Below are 2,559 nucleotides of genomic sequence, written 5' to 3'. Positions count from 1 at the left end.
AGATGTGTATAAGAGACAGATTTTTGGCTGAGATGCTCGGTGTTCGGCGTCCAAGCGTAACAACTGTTGCGCGTACACTTCAAGAAGCCGGAATCATTAAGTACAGGCGCGGCCATATAGAAATCGTTGATGTTGAAGCTATGCGCGAAAGCGCCTGCGAGTGCTACGAGACGGTCAGAGACCAGTATGAGCAATTGCTCGGGGCCCCGCTTGGGGGTTAAGGGTCAAAATCCGAAGAACTCACGTTGAGCACAATTGGTCTGCTGTGCTCCCGGAAGCAGACTTCCCATCCGGCCATTTAGGAGTACGGCCTAGTTTGATTTTTCGCAGTGGCCCAATTGGCCGCGAACCTGCGTTAGTTTCTAACTTCCGGGTTAACAATCATGGGGCCCGACCATGATCCTTCAGCAATCGAAATACGACCTATCGTTCGAAGAAAGGCTCGTCCAAGAAGCGAGGCGCCTAAGCGAAGAGGCTAATCGATTGCCAATCTGCGAAGAGCGCGAAGAGCTTCTTAGACAGGCCCGTCAGGCGGATACCGCCTCTCACATGACCGAATGGCTTCCCTGTGTAGGATTGCGAGCGCCGAAGTAAGGGCGCCTCAGTGGGCTGTTTTCGTTTTGTGCCGACCCTTGAGATGCCTCAAGGAATCAAGTCCTCCGTGAACACGTTGCGAACGCGAGCCTATCCACCACCGGAACGCGTGATAAGGGCGGCCTATTTCGGCGAGTACCGAAGATCGAATGCCTTTGTCGAGTTTTTCGGAGATGAAGGTCTGCAGGGACGGGGACACCTGTGCGTCCGTGTCGATGGCACGTTGAGCGACTGCGTCGGCGACATCGGAGGTCGCGTCCCTGGACCAGCCCTCGATCGCATTGAAGACGACAATCCGGACGGGGTAGCTGTAGTCGCCGGAGATAATGAGGCGGATGACTGTTTCAAGATCGGTTTCGGTCTCGTCGGTCTCGCGCCAGGCGCACCCGGCGCGGGCACCGAAGTCCTCGAGGACGAGATAAACGTCGCGGTCGAGACGATCGGTCGGCACGATCGAGGGCGAGGTACGCATACGCAAACTCCACAAACGGCGCTGATCCAATTGCGGGCGCAGACCGATCGTTCCCTGGTCGGGTCCAGAGTGTCAATGTCGCCAGCCGTCCTTGTCGATCTCGGGGCCGCCGTCGGCCGGGAGGTTGCAGCGCGGGCAGGGCGCGCCGGCGGCGCCGCACGGGCTATCCGATGGCCGGCCGGGATCGGTCTCGCAGACCCAGCCGATGTCGCCACAGGGTCTCGCACTTCATCGTCGTCCACTGAGGGCGGCCTTACCCCTTATCCTCGGTCCAGCTCTGGCTACCGCACTCGCATTTGAACATCCGCACCGTTCGACCAGTGAGCGAGTCGAGCATTGACCGAACCAGAGCAGGCTTCTTGCCGCACTCGTTGCAGGATCGCATGGGGTTGGGGTCGTACCTGGAAAAGACTTGGTTTTTAAAATCGCGGTCCACTGGCACTACCTCGCCGTTGAGCGATTCGTTAAGTGCCAAAGTGTACACTTGTTCCCTGGCGGTCTTCACTTCGCGGAGACAGTTTCAGCCGCCTCCCGTTTCGCAAGAGCCGGAGCGGCTTCTGCCCGCTCTAGCCATTCGGCGGCAAACAAGAGCCACTGAGCTTTCGAGGACGGGTCGCGCGTGATCCCTGCCTGCCTGCGGCACTCCACATACTCGCGACGGAACTTGGCTGCCTCCTCGAACATGGCGCCTAACTGTGGCTCGCTAAATCCAAGGATACGTTTGAGCCGCGATGCAGTCTTAGCGATGACGCTCAAGAGCGCAAGAGGGTCAGGTTTGGCCATGCCCAAAGGTACGGCGCCACCCGGTGATGGTTTGATCCATGTCAGGCGAACTGCCAAATTCAATCTAAGCCACTAGGGTTAAAAAAGGCCAGTAAACTTCAGCCAGTCAGGCCACCGTTCCCAACGACAGGAACCCTTCGCCAGCGAAAGAACCGGGGAAGGCGTGCTATCTCGCCGAGCGATCGTCACAGGTCTCACACTTCATCGTCGCCCGGCGGAGAGACGGCCCCGGTTGGGGACTTGGGGGACAAATAGACCGGGGCCGCTCCGCCCAGCATCGGCAGCTGCCGGGCATACAATCAATCTGCCTCCCTCGCCGCTAGTTCCAAGCTGTTCGTTGCACGTTGGATTCGTGGTCCTCCGCCGGCAATGATGCGAAGCTGTTGCTATTCGCGTCTCGGAGGAGAAACCCGATGCGCCTTGCATTGCCATATCTGGGAATTGGTCTGTGCGCGTCGCTGGCGGCGTGGATGTCAGTGATGCTGCTTTACTGACGCGGGAATAGGTCGGCGCCGAACTGTCTGGTAGCATGTCGGCGGCGAAGGCTTGTGCGCGCTCCTCGATCGCGTCATGCCATGGCTTTTTTTTGGCACCATGTGCGCGTCACTGCATTCCAACGTCATGAGCGAAGCTGATTTTGCGAAATATTTGCAACAAGCCGAGACTTGCCTCAACGAGGCACAGAAGGCGACCCGCGAGGTTGACAAAGA

At 58.4% G+C, this 2,559-nt stretch carries 2 protein-coding genes and 1 pseudogene; 1 reads left to right on the top strand and 2 read right to left on the bottom strand.

Going from position 1 to position 2,559, the window contains the following annotated elements; genetic code table 11:
• Window positions 1-2 precede the first annotated feature (2 nt).
• Window positions 3-221 carry a helix-turn-helix domain-containing protein gene (locus FXB40_RS47475; RefSeq protein WP_148779121.1) on the top strand — a complete coding sequence of 73 codons (219 nt, stop codon included), beginning with the start codon at window positions 3-5 and terminating at the stop codon, window positions 219-221.
• Window positions 222-717: 496 nt separating this feature from the next.
• Here the strand turns inward: FXB40_RS47475 and FXB40_RS47465 are convergent.
• Both FXB40_RS47465 and FXB40_RS49790 read right to left on the bottom strand, forming a co-directional pair.
• A pseudogene (locus FXB40_RS47465) lies at window positions 718-1,066 on the bottom strand (hypothetical protein).
• Window positions 1,067-1,567: 501 nt separating this feature from the next.
• Window positions 1,568-1,849, bottom strand: a complete 282-nt coding sequence (locus tag FXB40_RS49790; RefSeq protein WP_246208399.1) for a hypothetical protein — start codon at window positions 1,847-1,849, stop codon at window positions 1,568-1,570.
• Between the last annotated feature and the right edge of the window lie 710 nt (window positions 1,850-2,559).

This window comes from Bradyrhizobium rifense (assembly GCF_008123425.1).
In the GTDB taxonomy this organism is placed as follows: domain Bacteria; phylum Pseudomonadota; class Alphaproteobacteria; order Rhizobiales; family Xanthobacteraceae; genus Bradyrhizobium; species Bradyrhizobium rifense.
Note: the sequence above shows the minus strand (reverse complement) of the source record. Positions and strands in the feature narration are given on the sequence as shown.

What these genes read in the sequence shown, in the direction of transcription:
- FXB40_RS47475 (WP_148779121.1), top strand. Translation starts at nt 3, where the DNA reads ATGTGTATAAGAGACAGATTTTTGGCTGAGATGCTCGGTGTTCGGCGT.
- FXB40_RS49790 (WP_246208399.1), bottom strand. Translation starts at nt 1,849, where the DNA reads ATGGCCAAACCTGACCCTCTTGCGCTCTTGAGCGTCATCGCTAAGACT.